Annotated in this window: 24 protein-coding genes and 1 tRNA gene; 23 read left to right on the top strand and 2 right to left on the bottom strand. The window is 59.6% G+C overall.

Going from position 1 to position 25,643, the window contains the following annotated elements; translation table 11 throughout:
• Positions 1-96: 96 nt before the first annotated feature.
• From ACTG19_RS19805 to fdhF, 23 genes are all read left to right on the top strand, one after another.
• Positions 97-987, top strand: a complete 891-nt coding sequence (locus ACTG19_RS19805; RefSeq protein ID WP_244775918.1) for a tetratricopeptide repeat protein — start codon at positions 97-99, stop codon at positions 985-987.
• A gap of 328 nt (positions 988-1,315) precedes the next feature.
• Complete coding sequence (locus tag ACTG19_RS19800) at positions 1,316-2,002, top strand: KilA-N domain-containing protein (RefSeq protein ID WP_244775917.1); 687 nt, start codon at positions 1,316-1,318, stop codon at positions 2,000-2,002.
• Between the two features lie 75 nt (positions 2,003-2,077).
• Positions 2,078-2,443 (top strand): hypothetical protein, encoded by a 366-nt coding sequence (locus ACTG19_RS19795; protein ID WP_439989461.1) that lies wholly within the window; start codon positions 2,078-2,080, stop codon positions 2,441-2,443.
• On the top strand, positions 2,440-3,282 hold the full coding sequence (locus tag ACTG19_RS19790; RefSeq protein ID WP_439989460.1) for a PD-(D/E)XK nuclease-like domain-containing protein: 843 nt from the start codon (positions 2,440-2,442) through the stop codon (positions 3,280-3,282). The genes ACTG19_RS19795 and ACTG19_RS19790 overlap by 4 nt, the downstream gene beginning before the upstream one ends.
• Positions 3,279-4,265 (top strand): phage recombination protein Bet, encoded by a 987-nt coding sequence (bet, locus tag ACTG19_RS19785; RefSeq protein WP_439989459.1) that lies wholly within the window; start codon positions 3,279-3,281, stop codon positions 4,263-4,265. The genes ACTG19_RS19790 and bet overlap by 4 nt, the downstream gene beginning before the upstream one ends.
• A 72-nt stretch (positions 4,266-4,337) precedes the next feature.
• Complete coding sequence (locus tag ACTG19_RS19780; protein ID WP_439989458.1) at positions 4,338-5,444, top strand: hypothetical protein; 1,107 nt, start codon at positions 4,338-4,340, stop codon at positions 5,442-5,444.
• Between the two features lie 7 nt (positions 5,445-5,451).
• Complete coding sequence (locus ACTG19_RS19775; RefSeq protein WP_154109894.1) at positions 5,452-5,628, top strand: hypothetical protein; 177 nt, start codon at positions 5,452-5,454, stop codon at positions 5,626-5,628.
• 14 nt (positions 5,629-5,642) lie between these two features.
• Positions 5,643-6,866: a hypothetical protein gene (locus ACTG19_RS19770; RefSeq protein ID WP_439989457.1), complete on the top strand. Its 1,224-nt coding sequence runs from the start codon at positions 5,643-5,645 to the stop codon at positions 6,864-6,866.
• On the top strand, positions 6,863-7,603 hold the full coding sequence (locus ACTG19_RS19765) for a hypothetical protein (RefSeq protein WP_439989456.1): 741 nt from the start codon (positions 6,863-6,865) through the stop codon (positions 7,601-7,603). The genes ACTG19_RS19770 and ACTG19_RS19765 overlap by 4 nt, the downstream gene beginning before the upstream one ends.
• On the top strand, positions 7,587-8,189 hold the full coding sequence (locus tag ACTG19_RS19760; protein ID WP_429104782.1) for a DNA N-6-adenine-methyltransferase: 603 nt from the start codon (positions 7,587-7,589) through the stop codon (positions 8,187-8,189). Before ACTG19_RS19765 ends, ACTG19_RS19760 begins: the two co-directional genes overlap by 17 nt.
• A 58-nt stretch (positions 8,190-8,247) precedes the next feature.
• Positions 8,248-8,424 carry a hypothetical protein gene (locus ACTG19_RS19755; RefSeq protein WP_322864367.1) on the top strand — a complete coding sequence of 59 codons (177 nt, stop codon included), beginning with the start codon at positions 8,248-8,250 and terminating at the stop codon, positions 8,422-8,424.
• Between the two features lie 21 nt (positions 8,425-8,445).
• Positions 8,446-9,384, top strand: coding sequence for a recombination-associated protein RdgC (rdgC, locus tag ACTG19_RS19750; protein WP_439989455.1), 939 nt, complete (start codon positions 8,446-8,448; stop codon positions 9,382-9,384).
• Positions 9,381-9,986, top strand: a complete 606-nt coding sequence (locus ACTG19_RS19745) for a hypothetical protein (RefSeq protein WP_439989454.1) — start codon at positions 9,381-9,383, stop codon at positions 9,984-9,986. Before rdgC ends, ACTG19_RS19745 begins: the two co-directional genes overlap by 4 nt.
• Before the next feature lie 175 nt (positions 9,987-10,161).
• The gene (locus ACTG19_RS19740) at positions 10,162-10,374 is read left to right on the top strand and encodes a hypothetical protein (RefSeq protein WP_139731016.1); all 213 of its coding nucleotides are present in this window, start codon (positions 10,162-10,164) and stop codon (positions 10,372-10,374) included.
• The gene (locus ACTG19_RS19735; protein ID WP_439989453.1) at positions 10,371-11,009 is read left to right on the top strand and encodes a hypothetical protein; all 639 of its coding nucleotides are present in this window, start codon (positions 10,371-10,373) and stop codon (positions 11,007-11,009) included. The genes ACTG19_RS19740 and ACTG19_RS19735 overlap by 4 nt, the downstream gene beginning before the upstream one ends.
• Before the next feature lie 88 nt (positions 11,010-11,097).
• Positions 11,098-11,286: a hypothetical protein gene (locus ACTG19_RS19730; protein WP_439989452.1), complete on the top strand. Its 189-nt coding sequence runs from the start codon at positions 11,098-11,100 to the stop codon at positions 11,284-11,286.
• An 11-nt stretch (positions 11,287-11,297) separates the two neighbouring features.
• Complete coding sequence (locus ACTG19_RS19725; protein ID WP_439989451.1) at positions 11,298-12,203, top strand: hypothetical protein; 906 nt, start codon at positions 11,298-11,300, stop codon at positions 12,201-12,203.
• Between the two features lie 56 nt (positions 12,204-12,259).
• Positions 12,260-12,700, top strand: coding sequence for a hypothetical protein (locus ACTG19_RS19720; protein WP_439989450.1), 441 nt, complete (start codon positions 12,260-12,262; stop codon positions 12,698-12,700).
• Positions 12,693-12,890: a hypothetical protein gene (locus ACTG19_RS19715; RefSeq protein ID WP_017411491.1), complete on the top strand. Its 198-nt coding sequence runs from the start codon at positions 12,693-12,695 to the stop codon at positions 12,888-12,890. Before ACTG19_RS19720 ends, ACTG19_RS19715 begins: the two co-directional genes overlap by 8 nt.
• A complete protein-coding gene (locus tag ACTG19_RS19710; RefSeq protein WP_439989449.1) occupies positions 12,857-14,032 on the top strand; it encodes an Arm DNA-binding domain-containing protein in 1,176 nt (391 codons plus the stop codon). Before ACTG19_RS19715 ends, ACTG19_RS19710 begins: the two co-directional genes overlap by 34 nt.
• Before the next feature lie 360 nt (positions 14,033-14,392).
• Positions 14,393-18,637, top strand: a complete 4,245-nt coding sequence (locus tag ACTG19_RS19705; RefSeq protein WP_439989448.1) for an ATP-binding protein — start codon at positions 14,393-14,395, stop codon at positions 18,635-18,637.
• Positions 18,630-19,841: an EAL domain-containing response regulator gene (locus tag ACTG19_RS19700; protein WP_005353540.1), complete on the top strand. Its 1,212-nt coding sequence runs from the start codon at positions 18,630-18,632 to the stop codon at positions 19,839-19,841. The genes ACTG19_RS19705 and ACTG19_RS19700 overlap by 8 nt, the downstream gene beginning before the upstream one ends.
• 531 nt (positions 19,842-20,372) lie before the next feature.
• A complete protein-coding gene (fdhF, locus tag ACTG19_RS19695; RefSeq protein WP_439989447.1) occupies positions 20,373-24,563 on the top strand; it encodes a formate dehydrogenase subunit alpha in 4,191 nt (1,396 codons plus the stop codon).
• A 172-nt stretch (positions 24,564-24,735) separates the two neighbouring features.
• Here fdhF and ACTG19_RS19690 read toward each other — a convergent pair.
• Positions 24,736-24,811 (bottom strand) — tRNA-Thr (locus ACTG19_RS19690).
• An 89-nt stretch (positions 24,812-24,900) separates the two neighbouring features.
• Complete coding sequence (locus ACTG19_RS19685; RefSeq protein WP_113740729.1) at positions 24,901-25,641, bottom strand: phosphatase; 741 nt, start codon at positions 25,639-25,641, stop codon at positions 24,901-24,903.
• Between the last annotated feature and the right edge of the window lie 2 nt (positions 25,642-25,643).

Below are 25,643 nucleotides of genomic sequence, written 5' to 3'. Positions count from 1 at the left end.
CAGTGGCCAGCCTGGAGCCTCTTGTATCAGGGGGTTGCAGGCTGACAGTCGCCCCAAACAGATCCATAATGCCCGTTCAAACAACAAGGAGGGGATATGAATCGAGTAGGGGGTTGGATCGGGGCGGTGTTGCTTGGGGTGTCGTTGCTAGCTACCCCGATGTCGCAGGCAGAAGTGGTGGACCAAGACGTTGTAGCTAAGGTTATTGAACGAGCAGATAAAGGTGACGTTGCTGCTCAGGCACTTCTTGGGCTTGCATATTTCTTCGGCGACAACGTGCCAAGGGATACCAAGAAGGCATTGGTCTGGTTCCGTAAAGCTGCCGAACAAGGGGATGCCGAGTCACAGTTCAATCTAGGGGTGATGTACAGCAATGGCAATGGAGTAACCCAAAACCACAAGCTGGCTGCCGACTGGTTCCTTAAGGCGGCTAAACAGGGACATATGAACTCCCAAGCGAATATCGGGTTGATGTATGCCAATGGAGATGGTGTCACCAAGGATGACAAGCTGGCCGTAAAATGGCTAAGCAAGGCAGCAAAGCAAGGCGATCCTCTAGCCCAAGGAAACTTGGCAGTTAAATATTTCTCCGGCCTTGGAGTGACACAAAATTACCAACAAGCTGAACAATGGTGGCTAAAAGCAGCGCAACAAGGAGACGTTGGTTCCCAACTTGTATTGGGTGCAATGTATAGCCAAGACAGCGAGTTTACCAAAAATTACAAACAAGCAATGCACTGGTATCGGAGAGCTGCCGAGCAAGGCAATCCTGAAGCCCAACACAACATGGCCGCCATGTACTTTGATGGCCGTGGAATTCCACAGGACTATGTCCAAGCTTACGCCTGGTTCTCCGTTGCAGCTGCAAATGGAGTGGAAATATCCCCGCCAGAGCGAGATAAAACAGCCAAGCGCCTCACCCCTGAACAATTAGCAAAAGGCCAAGAATTGGCCGCAAGCTACTTCGAGAAATACCAACCAAAGTAGTCACCACAACGACCACCAGACCAAGCCCAGCCACTGCTGGGCTTTTTCATGGATTGACAACCATGCCAATGTTTCTAGATACTATAAAAGCAACGGCAAAATCCGTTGCCGGGATTGGTCTCCCGAACCTACAGAAGCGCATAACACGCGCTAGCGTGTTTTTTTATGCGTAGCCCAGTAGTACCCGCAATCTCAGTTATGGCGGGCTGGGCGGGAGCCTTTCGGGGCGCCGGGTTCTTCTGTAGCCGGTAAGACCAATCCCGTCCAGTTCGCCACCAGTAAGATTGGTCTCTTCGGTGGTGATTCACTTCTACAGGAGAATCGCACCATGAACACTCAGCTCACCATTGCCAACCACTCCATCACCATCGCTGCCGATGGTATGTACAACCTCAACGACCTGCATAAAGCTGCTATTGCCCAAGGCAAGGCTACCGCATCGCACAAGCCAAGCGAGTTCAAGCGCTTCAATGGCGCCTATATTGCGGCGGTAGAAGCCAAAGCGGGATTTCCCGCTCTGAAAACGGTAAGGGGTGGCAACAAGCCTGGAGTGTGGGCGGTGGAGTTGGTGGCCATGAAATATGCAGGATGGATTGAGCCAGCTTTTGAAGTTGATGTTTATGCCGCAGCTCAAGCCGCCCGCCGCAGCGAAAGCGAGGCGCTGCACCGCCAGCTTGCCGAGCTGACTGATAACGACATCCCCTTCCCGCCCGTTGCCAGTGAGCTGCACAAGTGTGACGCCCAGCAATTGGCCAAAGCCCTCTGCCACAAGATTGGCACCACCCGTTACATGCTCAGCATCGAGCCAGACAGCGGCAGCATGAGCGGCCGCCACGGCGGGGATAGCCTCACCCTCTGGCCGGTTGCCGACTGCGCCCACGTCATTGACCCAACCGACCCGCGCGACATGCAGCGCATGCTCGACCTGATGAGTAATGACGACCTGACCGACCTGATGAAGCTAACCCTGGCTTCCGTCACTCGGCGCACCAAATCGCTGATGCAGCCACGCTAACCAGCGCCAGTTTCAACCAACAACCCCAGCCATCGTGCTGGGGTTTTTGTTTTTAACAACCACAGGACCCAGACCATGACCAATGAAACCACCCTGCTCGCCCTGCTGGAAAGCCGCGAGGCCGAGGCCAATGCCGAAGCCGAGTGGGTTGCCCAGTGGGTTGAGACCAACTTCCCGCTGCTGCTCACCGGCCAGCTCGATACCGACGCCGCCACCCTGCTCGCCGAGGTGGATGTCGATCGCACCACCCAACTCAACCAAGCCATCTATCTGCTGATGGTCTCCGGCGACAAGGTGCCGCTCACCATGCTGATCCAGCAGGTGATGGATACCGCACTGAAAGCCATGGCCCAACAGGCATGGAATAACCACGTTGCCCAACTGCACGACGCTATGAGCGACGATCAGTTTGAGCAATACCAGCACAGGAGTGCAGCATGAACGCCGCCGTCGATACCAGCCTAGCCCTGCCGCAGGGGCTGGTGCTGGGCCTCTCCAATGAGGAGTACCACTCCGGCCCTGGGATCAGCAAATCCCAGCTCGACGATATCGCCGAGAGCCCGGCCACCTACATCTGGCGCAAAAGCGCGCCGGTCGATGAGGAGAAGCTCAAGGCGCTGGATATGGGCACCGCCCTGCACTGCCTGCTGCTGGAGCCGGAAGAGTTCGAGGATCGATTCATCATCGCGCCTGAGTTCAACCGCCGCACCAACGCGGGCAAGGAGGAGGAGAAGGAGTTTCTGGCCAACTGCGCCGAACTGGGCAAGACCATCATGACCGCAGAGGATGGGCGCAAGCTGCAGCTGATGCGCGAAAGCGTGTTCGCCCACCCTGACGCCAGATGGTTTCTGGAGCAAGACGGGATCTGCGAGGGTTCGCTCTACTGGACTGACCGAGAGACAGAAGAGCTCTGCCGCTGCCGGCCAGACAAGAAGCTCAACAACTTCCCCATCCTGGCGGACGTGAAGAAGGTGGACGACATGGGCCGCTTCGAGCGCCACGTCGAGGAGTTCCGCTACCACGTTCAGGACGCCATGTACTCAGACGGCTTTCGCGAGATTTACGGCGATATCCCGGACTTCATCTTTATCGCGGTCAGCTCATCCATTGAGTGCGGCCGCTACCCGGTGCGGGTTCGCCCGCTGGAGCAGGAGTGGAAAGAGGCCGGCAAAGACCTCTACCGCCGCGACCTGCGCAAATTCCACGAGTGCCGAGTCAATAACGACTGGCACGACCTGATACCACTTACCCGCCCGGCATGGGCAAGGAGAGCAGCGTGAGCAGCATCGCAATCATCAAGCAGCAGGCAGCAGAGAACTTCGCCGCCGAGTTCCCCATCTTGGCCCAGCGCGGCATCGATGAGCCAACCTGGAACGCCCTGTGCAACACTATCTACCCTGGCGCTAACCCTGACTCTGTAGTGATGGCCATTGACTACTGCAAGGCTCGCGGGCTCGATATCCTGCTCAAGCCGGTGCATTTGGTGCCCATGCAGGTCACTGACGCACGCACCAAAGATAAGGCTTGGCGCGATGTGCCGATGCCTGGCATCGGCATGTACCGCATTCAGGCAGACCGCTCCGGAAACTACGCTGGCGCTGATGAGCCAGTGTTTGGACCTGATGTGACCGAGGAGTTTCAAGACCCATACAACCAGCAAAACAAGATCAAGGTCACCTATCCGCAGTGGTGCAAATACACCGTCTACAAGATGATCGACGGTCAACGGGTTGCCTTCCATGCCCTTGAGCGTTGGAAGGAGAACTACGCCACCCAGAGCAGCAAGACCGAGTGCCCCAACGCCATGTGGCGCAAGCGCCCATATGCCCAACTGGCCAAGTGTACCGAGGCGCAAGCACTGCGTAAGGCATGGCCTGAGATTGGCAGTGAGCCGACCGCCGAGGAGATGGAAGGCAAGGAGATCATCATCAACGAGATCCCGGGCGCCCAGGTACAGCAACAGAAAGCACCAAACCGCACGCTTGCCGCCATGAAAGGCAGCATGGAGCAGCCGGTGACGCTCGAAGCTGAACCGCAGCAACAGATTGAACAGCAAATCGAAGAGGTCGAGCCAGTTGATCACGCCAGCGCCTACGCTGACCACAGCGCCGCCATCGAGGGCGCATCCTCCGGCGAAGAGTGGCAACGAGCCTACACCGCCGCGTGGGAGTGGGCCAACGGCACCGGCGACCCGCAGATAGTCAAAGGCATCAAGCAGATCGCTGGCGAGCGCAAGCGCCAACTTGACCAGCCGCAAGCGTAACAAACCACTTCAACCCATCCAGCCCGCAAACCAGCGGGCTTTTTTATGGCCGAGCGCCACAAGGACCCCGACATGACCGAACAAGCCAAGACCGACACCGCCCAGACCCAGCTGGTTGTAATCGAACCGACCACCGCCGTTGCCCTGTTTACCGAGGGGCAAGGTGTGACTGAGCTGCTGGCAGATATCCGCCAGAAAGCATCCAGCCTGGTACCTGATGTGACCACCGTAAAAGGGCGTAAAGAGATCGCCAGCATCGCCTATGCCGTCGCCAAGACCAAAACCTATCTGGACGGGATCGGCAAAGAGCTGACCGACCAGTACAAAGAGATCCCCAAACGCATCGACGCCAACCGCAAAGTGCTGCGCGACACGCTGGACGCCCTGAAAGACGAGGTGCGCGCCCCGCTCACCCAGTACGAAGCGGCAGAAGAAGCCCGGGTTGCCGCCCTCAAGGAGCGCATGACCGCCTTCTCCGATGCCAAGCAGGCCACCGCAGAGCTGCCTAGTACCGAGCTGGAGCACTACCTGCAGCAGATTGATGCGATCGCCATCGACGACAGCTGGGAAGAGATGACCGCCCAAGCTGGTGTGGCCAAGGATGCCGCTGTGCTGCACCTGCGCGCCATCATCGAGAAGGCCAAAGAGCGTGAAGCGCAAGTCGCCGAGCTGGAGCGCCTGCGCCAAGAGGCTGCCGCCCGCGAGCAGGAAGATCGTGAACGCCGCATCGCAGAGCAGGCCGCCGCCGCAGAGGCACAGCGCCAAGAGCAGGCCCGCCTCGATGCCGAGCGCCGCGAGCGCGAAGCAAAAGAGCGCGAGCAGCAGGCCATCCGCGACGCCGAAGCCGCAGAGCTGGCCCGCCAGCAGGCAGAGGAACGCCGCATTGCCGAAGCTGAGCAGGCAGAGCAGCGCCGTTTGCAGGCAGAAGAAAATGCCAGACGCCAAGCGGAAGAGGCCGCAGCCCGCGCCGCCGAGCAAGAGCGCCAGCGCATCGCACAGGAGCAGGCTCGCCAGCAGGAGGAAGAACGGCGCCGCGCTGCTGATGTGGAGCACCGCCGCACCATCAACAACGCAATCCTGATGGACCTGATGGGCTTGGGGATCGATGAGGGGAAAGCCATCAACCTCATCAAGCACATCGCCAGCAACAAGATCGAGCACCTATCCATCAACTACTGAGGTTTACATGAAATTTGCCCAAGCCTACCTCACCACCGTGGAGCGCGATAAGGCGATCGATGCGTACCGCAAGCGCGGCGCCACCGTAAAACCGGACGGCCAGCGCGCACTGATCGTGCTAGCCACTCGCTGGGTTGACAGCGAAAACCTGCATGCCCGCTACCAGAAACCGCGCCATCATTAACAGGACCCCGAACCATGACCACCGAACTGAACCCCAGCGAGGCGACCAGCCTTGCGCTAACCACCCTCACTACCCAGATCCGCAACATCCTGCTGATGCCTGACGGCCCGGCCAAGGCAGCCATCGGCAGCTTTGAAACCCTGCTCACCGCCAACCTGACCATGATCAGCGAGGCTGCCAACGCCCATATCGACGAGTTCAACGGGCTCATCGACCAGCTGGAAGCCCGGGATAGCGAGCTCAATGACCAGATCGCACTGGTCAGCCAGCTGCGCCAGCAGGTAGCCGAAGCCGAGCAGCGCATTGCAGACGCACAAGAAGAGGCCAGCGCCAAAGCCGATCATGCTGAAAATGCCGTCTACGCCGCAAACCGCAAGGCTGACGGAGCTCAGGCAGACCTCAACGCTGCCAACGTCCAGATCCGCGAGCTGGAACGCGCCATCAAAGCCTATAAGGCGATGGATCCGGAAGGCTTGAAGCGCAAGGTGGCGGAGCAGCGCAAGAAGCTGGAAGAGCGCCTGAACGCCATCAACGCCAGCAAGAACGAAATCAGCGGGTACCGCCGCGACAACACCAGGCTTTCCCGCAGCGTGACCGAGCTGACAGCCATCATCAACCAGCAGCAGGCCGATCTGGACGAGCGCCAGCAGGTCATCAACGACATGGCCCAATTCAAGGAGATCAGCCTGCTGTGGGGCAAACACCTGCGCAATCACTACCCTGACGGCAACGGCATCCGCTGGAATGTCTACCTGGTAGAGGGTGGTATCCAGTCTGATAAGAGCTACCTGCTGAACGATCTGGATTGGAAGCTCCACGCCATGCGCTCAGACGCCACCGGTTGCACCGTGATGCTGAGCGAGTGGATGAGCCCGATATTTCCGAGCGTAATTGCCAAAGACATCCCGATGGAGGCGATCCGCGACATCCACGCCTTCATGCTCGATGCGCTGGCCATCACCCACCCTCACCTGCAACCCCGCGCCGAGTGGGCGCAGACAGTCCACATCAGCGAAATTGGCCTCAACGCCAAGGTGCAGGGGCTGCTGGAGGGTGCTGGCATCACCGACCTGTGGAAGCTGATGGTTAACCAGAGCGACAAGCTGCTGGCAATCAAGGGCATTGGCGCCAAGCTGGCCGATCAGATCATCAGCGCCGGTCAAGCCGCGGTTCGCCAGTGGGAGAAAGAGCAGGCAGAGGCCAGTCAGCAACCTGAACAGCACAAGGAGGCGGCATGAGCCAGCAATCAGACAAACCGGTATCACTCGCCCACGGCGCACCGCTGAGCACCGAATCATGGGCTGACTTTGTGGCAAGACTGCGCCACGACTGCGTTGGTGAAGGTGTTCGTAGCCACTGCACCGCTGATGCCATCTTTAAAGTCGAATCGCGCGAACGCATCTACGGGATAGATAAAGACTACACCGACAAGCTGGCCGTCATCTTTGAAGATAGCGTGTGGTTCAGCCCGCAAGAATACTGGGACGACCTTGATGAAGAGGGTCGGGCAGAGCTGAACAGGGTCGCCCAGCACTGGAGCGAATGTGACTTCCTTGAGCGCGATGAGGATGACCAGTGGGATCAGCTTGGCGATCTGGATGACCACAGAGTAACCGGATGGGATGAGTCGTGGGAATACGTCTGCAGCCACTTCACCAAGGATGCGGCAGAGGCGTTTATCGAGCGCAAACGGCACGACTACCGCAAAGGCATTCGGGTCTATGTCGATGCTCAGACCCATTGCTGGGAGTACAACACCATCAAGGAGGGGATTCTGCAGGGGCGGATCGACCTGACCGATGAAGCAAAGAAACTGGCCGATGCCTACGAGTTCCTTGCAACAGAGTTCGGCAAGGTGATGTATCAGGCCGGATTCAGTGAAAGCGCCGAGGCGGCCAAGCAAGATGCCATGAGCTGGCTCAATCAGCGCCCTGCAGTTGACGAGGAGGATCGAGTCGATGGCAATTCTGATTGATAGCGGCACCCCGGCCAGCGATAAGAACTTCTGGGCCACCACCTGGGAGTGCTTTGCCGATGCGCAGGCGCTCTACGGTCGCAACTTCGAGTGCGATGTGGCCGCCGAGCCGCTCACAGCCAAGTGCAGCCGCTACTTCACCAGTCATCTGCTGCTGGATAAGCTGCTGGACTACCGCACCAGTGACGATGTTCGCGCCCAGATACGCGAGGCGGAGCAGGCAGGCACCATCTGTATGGGCATCGACAGCCTCAACCTTGACTGGCCAGAGCACTGGTGGTGTAACCCGCCGTTCGACCTGAAACCTGAGTTCATCACCCAGGCCCGCCAGCAGCAAGCCAATGGCAGGCCCGGGATGATGCTGCTGCCATACGAGCCGCTGACAACATGGTGGCGCCGCTTGCTGGCCGAGGATGTGATCATCTACGAGCCGGATGGCCGTTATCAGTTCTACGAGCGCGATGGCGCAACCAGAAAGAGCGGAGCCAACTTCGGTTGCGCCCTGATTGCCTTCCCCACCATGAAGGTGGGTGCATCCCCTCGCATCCCATTTGTGCGCGGCATTGGCTCTAAGCGCGCGGCCTGATACCCCCAATCCATCCACCGCCAGCCACACAGAAACGGTGGATAAGTCGAGGAACCCCATGAAAGACACGGAACACCCCTACTGCGGCGCGGTAGTCATCGGGTTGGGCGTCGTCATGCCCCACCCCAAGCTGCGCGGTAAGTTTGTACTGCCAGGCGGGACCATCTGCAACCGGTCACAAGCCGAGGCAGCCGCCAAGAAAATCCACGACCTGCTGGCAAAAGCCCGCAACTAACCGACCAAAAGGACCCCGACCATGAATCACTCCGTACTCAAATCTGCCAGTGTCTACAGCGCCAAGCTCCCCGCCATCAACGCCATGCGCGAACACCTGGCCGAGCTTGCCTTCACCCCGCTCACTGAAAACCAGCTCAGCTGCGCCGGGTTCGAGAACAATCAGGTGACCGGCGAGCTGGTTACCAACCTGCCAGGCGTCGGGTTCGCATTTGTCGTGCGCCAAGACACCAAGCTCATCCCGACCAAGATCGTCAACCGCAAGCTCAAAGAGCGCGTTGACGAGCTGCTTGCCTCCGGCTTGTGCGAGAAGATCACTCGCAAACAGAAGCAGGCAATGAAGGAACAGCTGATTGTCGAGATGGCCGCCACCGCCGAGTATGAAACCACGCTCATCCACGCCCTGTACGACCAGAAAAACGAGCTGCTGTACCTCAACACCACCACCAAGCGCCCGCTCAATGTGGTTATGCACCTACTGGTGAAGTGCATGGGCTCGCTCAAAACCCAGACCATCCACATCGACAACATCAAGATGGGGATCAGCAACCGCCTGAAAGATTACCTGACAGATAGCGCAGAGCGCCCGGAAGCGCTCGGCCCCTTCTCCCCGCTCCAGTTCGTCAAGCTCAAGTCTGCCGACACCGCGCAAGAGATGGTGACCTTCAAGGGCATGGATCTCAACGGCGATCGCGCTTCTGACGTGGTTTCCCTGCTGGAGGCTGGTTATCAGGTGGAGGAGCTGGAACTGTGGCACGAGCCCATCAGCTTCAAGCTGAACAGCGATTTCAGCCTGCGCGCCATCTCCATGCCGGATTACGACTCGGAAGATGACGACGATGACTACGCCCACCACTGGCGCCAGTGCAACGCGGCCAATCTCATCCTGCTGTCAAAGGCCATCACTGACCTCTGCACCATGATGGACTACCAGGCACCGGCAGAGGAGCAGGCAGCATGACCGAACACCCCAAGGGGCTGCTGCGAGTTGGAAAGGGCCATGCTGTTGTAGCTGACCACCCAGTTCCAGAAATGAGAGGCAGCGATGCCCTCGATTACTACGGCGGCCATATGGTCGCCGAATCTGTCACCGCGGCCAACGCCAGCCGCATCGTAGCCTGTTGGAACCTGCTGCACGGCTACCCCACCGAGGAGCTAGAGGGTGTGACACTGGCCGAGTTCGTGGCTAGTCACCCCGAGCTGGCAGAAAAGGCCCTTATCGCCGCTTACACCAGCCTCTTCGCCGAGCGCGGAGCCACCAACTATCTGGAAGTGAAAGGGGCTATACCTGAGCTTGGCCCCTTCACCATCACCCTGCAGCGCACAGAAGGGCTCACACCGGTTGAGAAGCTGGCCGCTATGACCAAGCAGCGGGATGTGCTGCTCGAGGCGCTGAATGGCGTGCTGGAAGTGATGAACAACAGCCAAGGGGTAGCGGGCTGGCACCAGAACGGAGCCATTGCCACTTGGGACGAGCTGCTGCCGGAAGTAGCCGCCGCCCTCGAACTTGTGGAAGGAGAGCAATCGTGCGATTCAGAGCCCCGATCATCCAGCCCGGCCTGACCCGGGAAGAAGCCACTGACGCCCGGGAGCGATACCTCCGCATCAACCCCGGCGCCAAAGTAACCATCGACAGCCAGCCAGATAACCCCCAGCTCAAGACCCTGATAGCCCACCTCCCGGTGCTGCCGTTCCGGCGCGTCATGGAGCCCGGCTTTATCGGGTACAGGGGGTGGCGATGCTGACTGACCCCAACAAGCAGGCGGCTCTCGAGCGCGCCCTGCACCAGATAGCCCAACTACAGGCCAGCCAACCAGCTGGCCTTTCTATTTCCACCGAGTCCCGCTCCGGCTTTCGCTGCAAGAGCATCGAGCGCGAGCACGGCCGCGATGTGTACCGCGCCCAGTGCCCATACGTCGGGATCTCGATCAGCATGAAGGATGTGAAATGAACATTGACTTGGAAAAGCTGCTGGAACTGGCTGGCAAGGCCACTCCTGCAACATGGAGCACGGACGGGCACACCAGCGTTAACGGTGATCATGGTCTGCTGGCTGATACCTGTTTTGCGCACGATGCGGCATTCATCTCCGCCGCCAACCCCGCCACGGTCACTGAGTTGGTGAATATGGTCAAAGGCTCCACCTTGGCCTGCATCGCAGACGTTCAGGCCGAGCCTGAGTTTCCAGGCGACGCGCCGCCCGAGCTGATGAAGTACATCCGCCAGTGCATTGAGGCGAAGGATGAGCAGCACCTGCTCCACATGATGCGCATGGCGGTGTCCATCGCCAAGAAGGGTATTCAGGAGCGCATCGCCGCCCGCACCGGGATCGCCATTGACGGCATCTTTGGCCGCGTGGTGCGCGACCAGTGCAGCTGCGGCGAGCCAATCAGCGTCGAACTGGACTGCCCGCGCCGCACCATCCGCACCGACAAGAAGCGCCCATTCTATCCAGATGAGGGGCTGGATGATGGGCTAGATCCTCAACTCTACAGCGAGCACGGCTCCAGCGTATTCCGCTGCCGCAAGTGCGGCGAGCCGGTTGATGAGACTGTGCCGGCTGCAAAGTATGGGGTGACAGCGTGACCAAACAAAAGGCGGCCGGGATCGCAATCCTGGCCATTAACATTCTGGCCGTCATTGTGGCGGCCGACCTGTTTGTGAAGGATGGCTGATGGCTGACAACAAGGAGTTCGCCGAGCAGATCGCCGCCGCCATGGTGGTGCTTGGTACAGATGAAGCCCTGAAATGCATGGGGCGGGTGATGTGCTGGGTCGCAGCAGACCACGGCCAGCCCATCCAGTTCGAGTGTGATCTCGGGGTGGTAACGATCGAACCAAAGCAGCAACCGCTGCAAAGTTGAGGGGAATTGAGATGATAAATGAACTGACATGGCTGGCGCGCCACGTTCATGCTTTTGAAGGTGGTAAAAATTTCATTACGGTTTCTGGCGACTTATATTTCTACCGAGACAAGCCACCTCACGGAATAAGCTTCTCCCGAGACGAGTGGCTAGCCCGCCGCGCAGAGCTGCAGAACAAGCCAAGCTTTGCCGATCATCCTGACGCCAAATGTTTTTTCCAGCATGAAAGTGGCAGGTGGTTTAAGAATGTGGAGTCGTCAGACATGAGTGTCGATGGCATTGGTTGGCGCAACAACCAGCCGTCACGCAGAAGTGATTGCGGATGGGTTGATATCGGCCTTGGCGAAGTCCTTGGCGACTGGCGCGACACGCTGGAGCGGCGACCCGTAGACCTCTCCGAGCCAGCTGGCGGCGTGAAAGAGCGCGGCGCTGATGGCGCCGAAGAGATCAACGCAATGGCACAGCGCCTGCTGGTTGCGCTCAAGAGCGAGCCGCGCAGTTTCGATACCGGCGCCCTGGCCGAGATGGTTGAACTGGCCGACGCCGAGATCGTCAAGCGCGACGCCAAGGTGTGCGGTGGCGAGGGTTATCTCAATAACCACTGGTTTGAGCGCGGGGAGTTGCCACCGGTTGGGACACGCTGCGAGGCGCTCATAACATCAGAAAACCAATGGGTTGAAATTGAGGTGATCTGTCACCGAGACGGGTTCGCCTTGGGTTGGTGCCTGAAAGAGAGATGTGGATACCATGGCGACGAGCCGACAGACTTCCGCCCCATCCGCACCGAGCGCGATCTGGCCGTCGAGGAGATGAGGCAGCATTTCCCGTATCCCGGCAGCTTGGACACTATTGGCCTGGCCTATGCTGCTGCACTCTACAACGCCGGATATCGCAAGCAGAACTTGCCTGCCAAATAGCGGCCCTTCCTTCAATCCAATTGGCGCCCCATCCTCAAGGACAGGAGGGCCACGCCATGCAACAGCTACAACTCATCGACCAGAGCAGCCAACTGCTGGACGATCTGGTTAATACCGTACTCTCCCCCACCCTCTCCCAATCGGCAAAGCTCGCCGAGATCGGCCGTATCCTGGCGCACTTCGATCTGCCTATCGAAACGCCGCGGGTAACTGGACAGCTCTGGAGCGCAACCGACCTGGGCAAGGAGCTGGGGGTGAGCGCCCAAGCCATCGGCAGGCTGGCCAACCAGCACAACCTGAAAACCACCGAACTGGGGGAGTACCGCCTTGACCAGGCGGCAAACTCCCGCAAGCAAGTTCAAACCTTTTACTACAACCAGCTCGGGCGTCACCGGCTCGAGTCTCTTTTAAACGCGAGGACCGTACACCATGGAAACAGCAGCAGATCCGGCAGTCAGCCATATTCAGGGCCAGCTCATCATAATGAGAATGCCTGACGCCATCCCGCTCAGCACCTACCTAAGCACCATCGAGATCACCGATCGGGATACCATCAACAAGCGGATCCAGCGCGGCATCTGGCAACTGGGGGTTCACATCGTCAACGTGGACGGGGTGAAAGAGCGCTGGGTTAACATCGCAGAGGTGACAAAGTGGGCAATGAAAAACAGCTCCCACGCGGCGTGAGCCTGCGCGGTGAGACCATCAACATCACCTTCACCTTTAAGGGGGTTCGCTGCCGTGAGCCCCTGTCAAACCTGCCCAACACCACGGCAAACGTGCGCTATGCCTCCCGCCTGCTCGGCGAGATCCAGGGCAAGATAGAACGCGGCCAGTTCGCCTACGCCGACTACTTCCCGAAATCCAAAAAGCTGCGCATGTTCGGCGGTGCGTCGATCGCCGCCAAGGTGTCTGACTATCTGGATGAGTACCTGCACCGCTGCGAAAGCCGCGGTCTGAGCCCGTCAACCATGGTCGGGTACCGCAAATGCCACAAGGCGCTGGCCGATCTGCATGGGATCACGGTGTCTGAGCTCACCCCGGCACAGGTAAAGAACTGGCTGGTGAGAAGCAGCACCACCGCCAAGACGGCTCGCAACCGGCTGTCGTTCCTGCGCAGCGCCATTGACGAGGCGGTTACTGATGGGTTGTTGCCATCAAACCCGGTGTCGCTGGTCACCGTATCCAGATATTTGGACGTGGATTCAGCTCCTGAACAGGGAGCCAAGTCTGTTGACCCGTTCAACCCGGATGAAGTGTCCGCCATCATATCGACCGCTCACGGCATCAATGAGCAGTGGGCAAACCTGTTCGCGTTTGCGTTCGCCACCGGCATGCGCCCGTCCGAGATCTGCGCCCTGCGCTGGGGGTCAATCGACTGGGTTGGTAACACCGTGCAGGTGTCGTCCGCCAGAGTGGTCGGAGTCATCAAGACCACCAAGACCCGGGCGGGGACGCGGACCATCGAGCTGACGAGTGATGCGCTGGCGGCGCTGACCAGCCAGAAGCGCTTTACCTTTATGCGCGGTGAGTACGTGTTTGAAGATCCGAAGCTCAACGAGCCATGGTCCGGGGCTGAGTCCATCAGAAAGAAAGCCTGGCTCTACACCCTCCGGCGATCCGGTGTTCGCTATCGCCACCTTTACCAAACCCGCCACACCTTCGCCACGGCCAACATTAGCCGCGGCTGCAACCTGTTTTGGCTCGCCACACAGATGGGTCACAAGGGGCCGGAGATGCTATTTCGGCACTACGGATCCTACCTCGCCGAGTACGACGGCCAGACAGCAAAAGCGCCAATCCTGATCCAAAATCCAACCGGAAAATAAAAAAGCCTTATAGTTCAATTGGTAAAGCTGCACAGCCCGGGGGTTCAAATCCCCCCAGCCCACCAAACGTTTGGAAAGGGCCACCTCGCAAGAGGCGGCCCTTTTTATTTGTCCATGTCCATGTTGTTTACCGATATCAAACTGGTTGGATTTTTTTCCAATATCCCCCTTGAACTGGCCTTTGGCAAAAAAAATCAGGCGCATCACCGCGCAGGCTTTATCATCAGGTTGCCATCCCGGTACTAGACGGACTCACAGCCGCACATCGGCATGTCGTGGCCCAATATTGAGTAAATTGATGTTGGCCGCTGCATTTTAATGCACTTACAATATGCGCCCAATTCTGTTGGATTCCTTCTGATGCTCCGCCAATGTGATCGTCTATTCCTGTTTCTCCTGCTACTGCTCTGGGGCGTGGCGGCGCACGCCATTACCAGTCTGAATGAAGACGAATTTGATCTGTCTGAGCGCGCCTGGCTGTCATCACACCAGGAGTTGGTCATCGGCATGCCGATGATGGGTGACCCTCCATACAGCTATAAGGATGCAGATCAACGCTTTACCGGCCCAGTCCCCGATATTGCGCAGCAGATTGCCAGAACGCTCGGGTTGACCCTGCGCTACAAGGTTTACCCCTCCTACGTGGATGCACTGTCCGGACTTGACCACGGAGCAATCGACATACTGGTGAACGACCAGCCAAGCGAACAATGGCGATCCAATATTGTCTCCCTCCCGTTTTTGCTCTCCATGCCGCGCGGCGTGCTGCTCAACAATGGCAAAACGAAGTTGTCACGACAGGATGCCCATGGTTTGCACTGGATCTGTGTCACGGGAGTCAATGCCTGCAGTGAATTGAAAAAACTGGGATTTCCCCGTGTGACCGAGGCCGAGAGTCGCAGCGAAGCGGCCTTTATGCTCAAAAAGCGCATGGCTGACGCCTATCTTGCTGACATGCCGTCACTGGTGATGGTGAAAGATCAGCACCCCAAGGCTGGCTTCACCATTGCCACTCCGGAATGGGTAAGCGGCACGTCTCTCTCCATCAATATGAACCAGAGCGACCCGGCACTGGTCAGCCTGGTGAGCAAGGCATTCAACGAGATACCGGTTGAAGATCGTCGTCATATGCTGGCAGCTACCACGACTAGCCAACATGCGGACTCAGGAGCGGTAAAGTCTGTGCAGTTTACCCCTGAGGAGCAGGAGTGGCTCAACCAGCATCCTGAGCTGACTTACGGCGTCTCTCCGGACTGGACCTCCATGAGCGAATTCAATTACCGGGGCAGGCTGGTCGGTTATGTGGCGGACCTGATGACGCTGATGCAGCAAGTCTCTGGGCTAAAGTTCTCTCTGGTTCGCACCAATAGCTGGGGTGAAACCCAGAATATGCTGAAGCTGCGACAGATCGATTTTATTCCGGCCATATCCCCCAACCACGACCGCGGCCAGTTTGCGCTGTTCACCCCCGGCTATCTGTTTGTCGATCGGGTCGTTATTGCCCCCAAACGCAGTGCCGATATCACCGATCTCTCACTGCTGCGAGGGAAACGGGTCGGCATGGTGCATGGCTCGCTGGATAAAGATCTACTGACCCACATCGGCGCCCATCCGGTAGAGGTCAACAATGACAACCGCTTGCTGGAGCTGCTGGACACGGGCGATGCCGACTACGTGATGGTCACCCTTCCATCCATCAACAAGCGGGTGAGCGAACGCTATCAGGTGGTCTATGCCGGCAAAGACTTGCGCCTGCCGGTCGCCATGGCCACGCGCAAAGATCCCATGCTGCAGCGGATCCTTACCAAGGTGCTCTATTCGATACCGCCGGAGGAGCTCAATAAAGTGGAGAGGCGCTGGCTCTCCATGAGTGTGCAGACCGGCATCAACAGCGAAACAGTGCTGCTCTGGTTCGTAATAGGTGGCACGGCTGCCACTCTGCTGTTTGCCCTGTTCTGGGTCTGGAACCGCACTCTGAAACGGGAGATCGTGCAGCGACAACGGGCCGAGAAGACGCTCAATGAACAGTTGGTGTTCGTCCAGACCCTACTCGACTCCCTGCCCAATATGGTGGCGCTGCGGGATCGCGATCATCGCCTGACCCTCAGCAACCGGGCATACCGCGAGCTGTTTGTCGGTGATGGGGAAGAAGGTGATCGCTGGGGCTATATGACCGCGGACGAGCGGCAACAGATGCTGCGCGAGGAGCGTGCGGTCTGGGAAACCGGCCAGATCTTCGAAGGATCGGGTTATACCCAGCGCGAGGGGGATGTTCCCCTTCACGTGGTCTACGTCAAGTTGCCCTATCGCGCAGCAGACGGCGCGATTCAGGGGGTGCTGACGGTATTGACCGATGTCAGTGCCCTCAAGGCCGCCGAAAACAAGGTGCGGGAAGTGGAGGGCAGGCTGCGGGACATCACCGACAGCATGCCGGGTCTGGTCTATCAATATCTCTGGCAAGGGGCCGGCAAGGGGAAATTCCTCTATCTGTCCCAAGGGGCCAGCGACATTCTCGGGATGACCCACCAAGAGTTGATGGCAGCCGAGTCTGGCGGCGTGATCCTCGGCTTGAACGATGAGGCTATGGCAACCTTTATCGATAAAGTGGCCAAACATGCGCAAACCCTTGAGCCGCTCGATATGGAGGTGCTGGTGCCCTCTGTTCAGGGGGAGCGCTATATCCAGATCCGCGGCAACTTTGTGGCGCAACAGGGCCATGATCGCCTGCTCAACGGCGTGGTGCAGGACATCACCGCCATCAAGCAACAGGAGCATGAGCTGCGCGAGGCGCGTGCCGCGGCCGAGCAGGCGATGCAGGCTCGCAGCCGTTTTCTGGCCACCATGAGCCATGAGCTGAGAACCCCCATCTCGGGCATGCACGGCATGCTGGAGCTGCTGCGCATGAGCGAGCTCAATGATGACCAGCGCTATCTGCTGCGCAATGTGGAGAGCTCGGCCAACCACCTGCTCTATCTGGTCAACGATATCCTCGACTTTTCCAAAATCGAGGCGGGTCAGCTGCACCTCAATCGCCAATCCTGCCGTCTGCAACCCGTGGTGTGCGACGTGATCCGCGGCCATGCCGCGCTGGCCTACAGCAAGGGGCTGAAGGTCACGCTCCAGTGGGAGGATCAACTCCCCGACCTGGCCGATATCGATCCGGTGAGAGTGGGCCAGGTGATTTCCAATCTGCTCAACAACGCGGTGAAGTTCACCGAGCAGGGCGCCATTTCGATCCAGGCCAGCTATCAGGACCAGCAGCTGGTTATCGCGGTGACAGATACCGGCATCGGCATCGCCGAAGAGAAGCAAGCGCAGCTCTTTACCCCGTTCGAGCAGGTGGAATCCGATATCAATCGCCGCTTTGGTGGCACCGGTCTGGGGCTGGCCATCTGTGATCAGCTGGTGAAGAAGATGGGCGGCACCCTGACGGTCAAGAGCCTGCTCGGTGAAGGAGCCTGTTTCCGCTTCAGCATCCCGCTGTTCAATGTCCTGTGGGAACCACCCGCACTGGCGGGCAGCGAATGGTGGTGGCTGGGTAGCGATGCCGCCTTGCAGGCCACCATGGCACGGCTCGGCGCCCGGTTGAGCCCCCTCGAGATCCACCAGCTCACCGCCGATCTCGACGGCCTGCTGTTGGCGGAAGAGGCCGCGCTGGAATCCAGTCTGGGGAGCGAATGGCACACCTTGCTACAGTCCGGCACTCTCAAGGGGGTCATCCTCTCCCCCCGCGAAGCGTTGCGGGGACGCATGGGCTCGGAGAACTGGTGGCGCCTCGGCCAATCCCCCCTCTATCCGGATCTGTTGCTCGAAAGCTGCCGCGAGCTGATCACCGGGCGAGCCGTGACCACCCATGCCGCCAGCATCGAAAAACTGGGCGGGCGGGTGCTGGTCGCCGATGATCATCTGGTTAATCGCGCCCTGCTGACCCGTCAACTGGCGATTCTGGGAGTGGAGTGCGAGGTAGTGGAAGATGGCGAGAAGGCGTTGCGCGCCTGGCAAACCCGGAATTTCGCCCTGCTGATCACCGACTGCCACATGCCGCACATGGATGGCTACACCCTGACCCGCCGCCTGAGGGAACAAGGGGAGCAGGCCCCCATCATCGGCGTCACCGCCGATACCTCGGAGGAGGCGGCAGCCAATATGACGGCAGCCGGCATGAACGGCATGCTGTGCAAACCCTATTCGCTGGAGTCACTGCGCCAGATGCTGCTGCGGTGGTTGTCCGCGACTACGATCACAGAGAGAGTGCCCGCACGACAGGCCATCAATCTCGACATGATCGGTCGCTGGCAAGATCTGTTTGGCGATGAAGGGATTGCCAAAAGCATGGCAAGGGAGTATCTGGCCTCCAACCGGAAAGATTGCCACGCTATGATGAGCGCGCTCTCCTCCGATGATAGCCAGGAGCTGGTGGAGATCGCCCACCGCATCAAAGGGGCAGCCAGAATGGTCGGGGAGCTCTCCCTGGCCGAGCAGGCGGCGCAACTGGAATCGGCGGCCCGCCTCAAACAGTTGAGCGAGCTCGCGCTGCTGACACAGAGAGTGAAAGAACAGATGAACAATATTGAACGTGAAATGGGATTGTGGCTCGATGAGTAGAACGGCAGACGAGTTGGTCATCATGGTGGTCGAAGATCACGGGTTTCAACGCAAGACCCTGATGCACCAGATCCGGGCGCTCGGTTATCAGCAACTGCTGGAAGCCGCAGACGGCATCGAAGCCCTGGCGCTGTGCCAGAGCCACACTGTCGACATCCTGTTCTGCGATCTGCGGATGCCCGGCATGGATGGCATGGCGCTGCTGCGCCGCCTCTCGCTGGGTGGCTTTCGGGGCGGTATCATCCTCTCCAGCGCGCTGGAAGATGACGTGGTGGAGGCTGTGCTGCGCATGAGCGCGGCCTATGGTCTCCATGTGCTGGGTCGCATCGAGAAACCCTCCAGCCCGCAGCGGCTGCGCCAGTTGATCGACTCCTGGGCACCCAAGTCGGCCCCCTCGGGCAAGGACGATGGCCTCGTCCTGTCGGTGGACGAGCTCAAACGCGCCCTCGACAACGACCAGTTGCTGCCCTGGTATCAACCCAAGGTCGGCTTTGCGTCCGGCCAGTGGGTGGGGATGGAGGCGCTGGCCCGCTGGCAGCATCCGGAATATGGGCTGATCTCCCCCGGCATGTTTATCCCGCTGGCGGAAAACAACGGCCTTATCGACCAGCTGACCGATGTCATCATCAACAAGTCACTGCAGGATTGCCATCTGTGGGGCCAGACCGGCCTCTCCCTCAATCTGTCGATGAACCTCTCAACCACCTCGCTGATCGAGGGAGATCTCTGCCACTTCCTGATCAACCAGTGCCAGCGTTGGGGCGTCAATCCCGAGCTGATCACCCTGGAGGTGACAGAAAGCTCGTTTGTCGAGGATATCGGCAAGGCACTGGAGGTGCTGACACGACTGCGGATGCACGGCTTTGGCCTCTCCATCGATGACTTCGGTACCGGCTACTCCTCGATGCAGCAGCTGGCGCTGCTGCCGTTTACCGAACTCAAACTTGATCGATCTTTTGTAGATCGCTGCTATGCCGACCCCTCCCGTCTGGCCATCATCGAATCGAGCATCGAGCTGGCCCGCAAGCTGGGGCTGAAATCAGTCGCCGAAGGGGTGGAAGATGTGCAGACCTGGCAACTGCTGGCCAAGCTGGGGTGCGATATCTGTCAGGGCTTCTTTACTGCCCGCCCGATGCCGCGCAGCGAACTGCAGCACTGGCACCAGATCTGGCAAGCCCGGCTGCCGACCCTGATATCCGGCTGACCTCCCGCGACCAACCCTTTGGGCCAACAGGGCACCGACCGGCAACGTGAATGGCCACCTTGGAAAAGGTGGCCATTTTCTTTGTATCGGGCTCGCCACTCACGCATGCCCGCCCCCTATCCACCAACCTTTTATCCAACCGAGTGCCACCCACCCCCTTTGCTCTGTATGCGCCGCATGCCTTGAGTCACCATTGATGCAAAATAAGTTGCATCAAAAATGGTACTACTGGCGGATCACGTCTACCGCGAGCAAGAGCGGCCTCTCTTCTACCAGACGCATAAACTGACAATAAGACAATGAATTGCCTGCTGTAACAGGAATGATTCTCAACGATGCGCCGTGCCGATGAGGTAGACAAGACAACCTGAAATCGTTTTCCCTTTTGAACAACAAGCTGTCTAAAATCAAATAAAGTTGTAAATAATCTTTGTTATGGTGAGCGTATAGCAAGCGGCCTCCCTGTCGCTTCCCCTGCTGGCTCCGCCAGATGCAGCATTTTCTGCGCCTTGAAAGCGAGTTTATGACGCCATGATCACCATCACCCTCGATGGGGCTCAGTTGACGGTTGACCCGACCAGAACCCTGCTCCAGATAGCCAAACAGCACCAGACTGATATCCCCTCCCTGTGCGGTGACAACACCAGCGGCCCCAAGACGCCGTGCGACCTCTGCGTGGTAGAGATTGCCGGTCTCGGCATCCGCCGCTCCTGCGAGACGCGCCCCGAGGCAGGAATGGTGATCACCAGCCAAAGCGATGCCCTGCTCGCCCACCGCCAGCATGCCCTCGGCCGCATCCTCGCAGATCACTACGCCGATTGCGAAGCCCCCTGCCAGCGCGCCTGTCCGGCCGGGGTGGACATTCAATCCTATCTGCACCACATCGCCATGGGGGAGCACGAGGCGGCCATGGCCGTCATCAAGCAGACCCTGCCGATGCCCCTCTCCATTGGCCGGGTTTGCCCCGCTTTTTGTGAGGCACAGTGCCGCCGCGCCTTGGTAGATGAACCGCTGGCCATTCGTCAGCTCAAGCGCCATGCCGCCGATCTCGATCTGGCCGAGATTGCCCCCTATCAACCGGCAAAGAAGCCCGCCAAGGGCAAGCGGGTGGCCATTATCGGCAGCGGCCCGGGCGGCCTCACCTGCGGTTACTATCTGGGTTACGAGGGGTTCGAGGTCGATCTGTTCGAGGCGATGCCCGAAGCGGGTGGCTGGCTGCGCTACGGCATCCCCGAATACCGGCTGCCCAAGGCGATCCTCGATCAGGAGATTGCATTGATGTGCCAGAGTGGCATGCGGATCCACACCAGGCAGCGACTGGGCCACCAGATCACCCTCTCGGCGCTGTACCGCGACTATGATGCGGTCTGTCTGGCGGTTGGCGCTTCCAAGGCGGTGCCGATGGATTACCCGAGCAGCACCCTGGCGGGTTGTTATCTAGGGGTCGATTACCTCAAGGATCGGATGCTGGCCAAGCGGCTCACCACCGGCAAGAGGGTTGCGGTGATCGGGGGTGGTAATACCGCCATCGACTGCGCCCGCACGGCGGTCAGGCTGGGGGCTGAAACCACCCTTATCTATCGCCGCACCCGCGCCGAGATGCCCGCCGAAGCGTACGAAATCGACGAGGCGGAGCACGAAGGGGTGCGCTTTTTGATGCTCACCAATCCGGTTGAGAATCTGCCGGATAGCTGTGGTCGCGTCTGTCAGGTGCGCCTCGAGAAGATGGCTCTCGGCGAGCCGGACGCCTCCGGTCGCCGCCGCCCGGAGCCCACCGGCGAGTTCTTCCTTGAAGAGTTTGATACCGTGATTGCGGCGGTGTCACAGCAGCCGGATCTCAGCTTTATGGAAGGGGAATCCCTCACCCTCCCCTTCACCCGCTGGCAGACTTTAGAGTCCCACCCCGAGACCATGCACAGCGGCCACGGCAACCTGTTCGCCATCGGCGATCTGCGCCGCGGGCCAGCCACCGCCATCGAGGCGGTCGCCGATGGTCGCAAGGCCGCGCTGGCCATCGATCAGTTCCTTCACGGTGACATGGTCGATCCGGTTCGCCCCTTCAACGCCTGCAAGGCTCCCACACTCAAGCAGGTGGATCCCGCCCAGTTTGCTCACCTGAAAAAAGTCGCCCGCACCATCATGCCTCATCTGTCAAACACCGAGCGGGAGGGCAGCTTTGCCGAGGTGGAGCGTGGTTTGAGTGATGCCGATGCCCGCAGCGAAGCCAGCCGCTGCCTCGAGTGCGGCTGTCAGGCCAACACCGATTGTGCACTGCGCGACTACGCCACCGAATACAAGGTCGAGCAGAGCGCTCTCGATACCAGCCAGTGCCAGAAGTTTGCAGTGGATAACAGCAGCGAATTTATCGTGTTCGATGCAAACCGCTGCATCGGCTGTGGCCAGTGCGTGCAGACCTGTGGCGAACAGGCGGTACAAGGGGTGCTGCGCTTTGCCAAAAACAACGATGGCACCCTCTCGAACCGGCCGCAGTTCGACAGCGGGCTGGCAATGGGCGACTCCCACTGCGTGCAGTGCGGCGCCTGCGTACAGGTCTGCCCCACCGGCGCCCTGGTGGATGCCCGCGACAAGTCGCAGGGGCGCACCGAGCTGCTCACGCCGGTCAATACCATCTGCACCTACTGCGGGGTCGGCTGCGGCGTCACCCTCTATGTCGATGAGTCGCGCAACCGCATCCGCTATGTGGAGGGGAACCGCAACTCGCCAGTCAATCAGGGGCTGCTCTGCGTCAAGGGGCGCTTCGGCTTTGACTTTATCCAGAGCAAGGAGCGCCTCACGACCCCGCTTATCCGCAAAAATGGCGAGCTGGAACCCGCCAGCTGGCAGGAGGCCATCGCCCTGGTCGCCGAGCGTTTCACCGCCCTGCGCCAGCGCTATGGCAGCGATGCACTGGCGGGCTTTTCTTCGGCCAAAACCACCAACGAAGAGAACTACCTGTTCCAGAAGTTCATGCGCCGGGAGCTGGGCACCAACAACGTGGATCACTGCGCGCGGCTCTGCCACGCCTCCACCGTCACCGGGCTGGAGGCGTCACTCGGCAGTGGCGCCATGACCAACGACATCCCGAGCATTGATCACTCGGATCTCATCTTCATCATCGGCTCCGACACCTCGGCAGCCCACCCCATCATCGGCTCCCATATCAAGCGGGCCGTCATCACGGGCAAGGCGCGGCTGGTGGTGGCCGATCCCAAGCGGATCGAGATGGCGGACCACGCCAGCCTCTATCTGGCCCACCGCCCCGGCACCGACGTGATGCTGCTCAACGGCCTTATGCAGCAGATCATAAAGAACGAGTGGCACGACAAGGCCTATATCGCCGAGCGGGTGGAAGGGTTCGAGGCGCTGCAAGCGGAGGTGCTCTCCCCCGCCTATGCACCGGACAAGGTCGCCCTCGTCACCGGCGTACCGGCCGAGCAGGTGATTGAGCTCGCCCGCCTCATCGGCACCGCCGAGCGCACTGCCATCTACTACTCCATGGGGATCACTCAGCACACCACCGGCCACGACAACGTACGGGCCATCGCCAACCTGCAACTGCTGTGCGGCAACATCGGCATCGAAGGGGGCGGCATCAACCCGCTGCGGGGCCAATCCAACGTGCAGGGCGCCTGTGACATGGGGGCGCTGCCCAACTGCCTGCCCGGCTATCAGAAGGTGGCCAACCCCGAGGTTCATGCCCGCTTCGCCGCCGCCTGGCAGCAGCCGAACTTGCCGCGTACGCTCGGCCTCACTCTTACCGAGACCATCGATGCCGCCTGTGCGGGCAACATCAAGGGGCTCTATGTGATGGGGGAAAACCCGGTGCTGAGCGATCCGGATCAGCACCATGTCATCGAGGGGCTCAAGCAGCTGGAGTTTCTGGTGGTGCAGGATATCTTCCTCTCGGAAACTGCCCAGCTAGCCGATGTGGTGCTCCCCTCCTGCTCCTTTGCCGAGAAAAGCGGCCACTTCACCAATACCGAGCGGCGGGTACAGCGCATCTCCCCCGCCCTCAAGGCGCCGGGGGAAGCACGAGAGGACTGGTGGATCATCCAGCAGATTGCCAATGCAATGGGCGGCGACTGGCGCTATCAGAACGCCCAGGAGATCACCGCCGAGATCTGCCAAGTCACCCCGCAATACGCCGGCATCCAGTGGGACAAGGTGGGAGCACAAGGGCTACAGTGGCCCTGCAACGACGCGGCGCCCGAAGGCACTCGCCTGCTCCACGGCAAGCAGTTCACCCGTGGCAAGGGGGAGATGGTCGCGACCCCGTTCCGCTATGCCGCCGAACTGCCCGATGAGACCTATCCCATCGTGCTCACCACCGGCCGCCTGCTGGAGCAGTTCCACACCGGCACCATGACCCGCAAGACCAAGGGGCTCGACAAGCTGGCCGGGCCGCGGGTGATGATGAGCGTGGTGGATGCGCAGCGGTTGGGGATCAGCAACAGCGAGCAGGTGAAAGTCACCAGTCGCCGCGGCCATATCGAACTGCCCGCCTTCGTCACCAAACGGATGCAACCGGGTGTAGTCTTTATCCCGTTCCACTTCGCCGAAGCTCCGGCCAACCGGCTCACCATCAATGCAACCGACCCTCACGCCAAAATCCCCGAGTTCAAGGTGGCAGCGGTGCGCATCGACAAGCTGGAGTGCCCGAGGCAAGGAGAGCAACACACCATGCAGGCGGAACCGGCCAAGCCAGAACCCGAGGTGACCTGAGGGGAATAGCGAGCGCCGCTTGGTTACCACCTGAGTGGCCACCTACCGGGTGTCTGGCCTGCCAACCCTTCCCCCTTGGCTTTGCAAGCGCAAAAGAGGGGGATGAGAAGGGGCCACCAGCCCAAAAGCACAAAGGGTTAGCTTCGATGAGAAGCTAACCCTTTGTTTTATATGGTGCCGATAAGGGGAATCGAACTCCTGACCTTCGCATTACGAATGCGCTGCTCTACCAACTGAGCTATACCGGCTTGTTGCTCTCCACATTCATAAAAAATAACCGGCAAGTCAATTGAGCCAGCTCGATTTTATGAGTTGGCTCATGGTGTTAGAGCCCGATTTACAGATCGACAAACTCGGGGATATGGGCACGGCCGCGGCTTTCGAGAAATTCGAGCAGGGCGCGGGGGGAGCGCACCAGGATCCGCTCTTGCGGGAAGCCCGCTTCGGTCACCAGACGATGGCAGTGGTCAAAATCGCCAAGAGTAAATGCCACGTGGGAATCGGAGCCGAAGGTGAGATAGGCCCCCAGATCTCGCGCAGCTTCGACTATGGCACGGCAGTTGCCTTCGCTCCCCGGGCGGGAATGAATGAAGGAGGAATTGTTGATCTCCAGCGCTACCCGATAGTCCGCCGCCGCCTTGACCACAACCTGAATGTCGATGGGAAATGCGGGGTTACCCGGGTGGCTGATCATGTCGACCCGACCGCTCTTGATGGCGTTGATCATCGCCTGGGTATGGGTTGCCTGATCGCAGGGAGGGAATACCTGCTCATGAAAACCCGCCATGATCATGTCGAGGCGCGACTCATAACGCTCTGGGAAATCGATCTCCCCGTCGAGGTTTTTGATGTTGGCCTCGATACCCCGCAGGATCCCCACCCCTTCCACCACTCTTGGCAATATCGGCAAGTTGGCAAAGTGCCAGACATGAGGGGCATCGGCCATCTCGGGGCCATGATCCGTGGTGGCGAACAGCTTGATCCCCTTGGCCCTGGCTATCGGCAGATAGTCGTGGATGGTGCTGTAGGCATGGGTGCTGGCAATGGTGTGAGTGTGGGTATCGACCGGGTACTTCATCT

The organism is Aeromonas sp. 3P (assembly GCF_051919745.1).
Classification (GTDB): Bacteria; Pseudomonadota; Gammaproteobacteria; order Enterobacterales; family Aeromonadaceae; genus Aeromonas; species Aeromonas veronii.
This window is presented reverse-complemented; position numbering and strand designations above follow the sequence as displayed.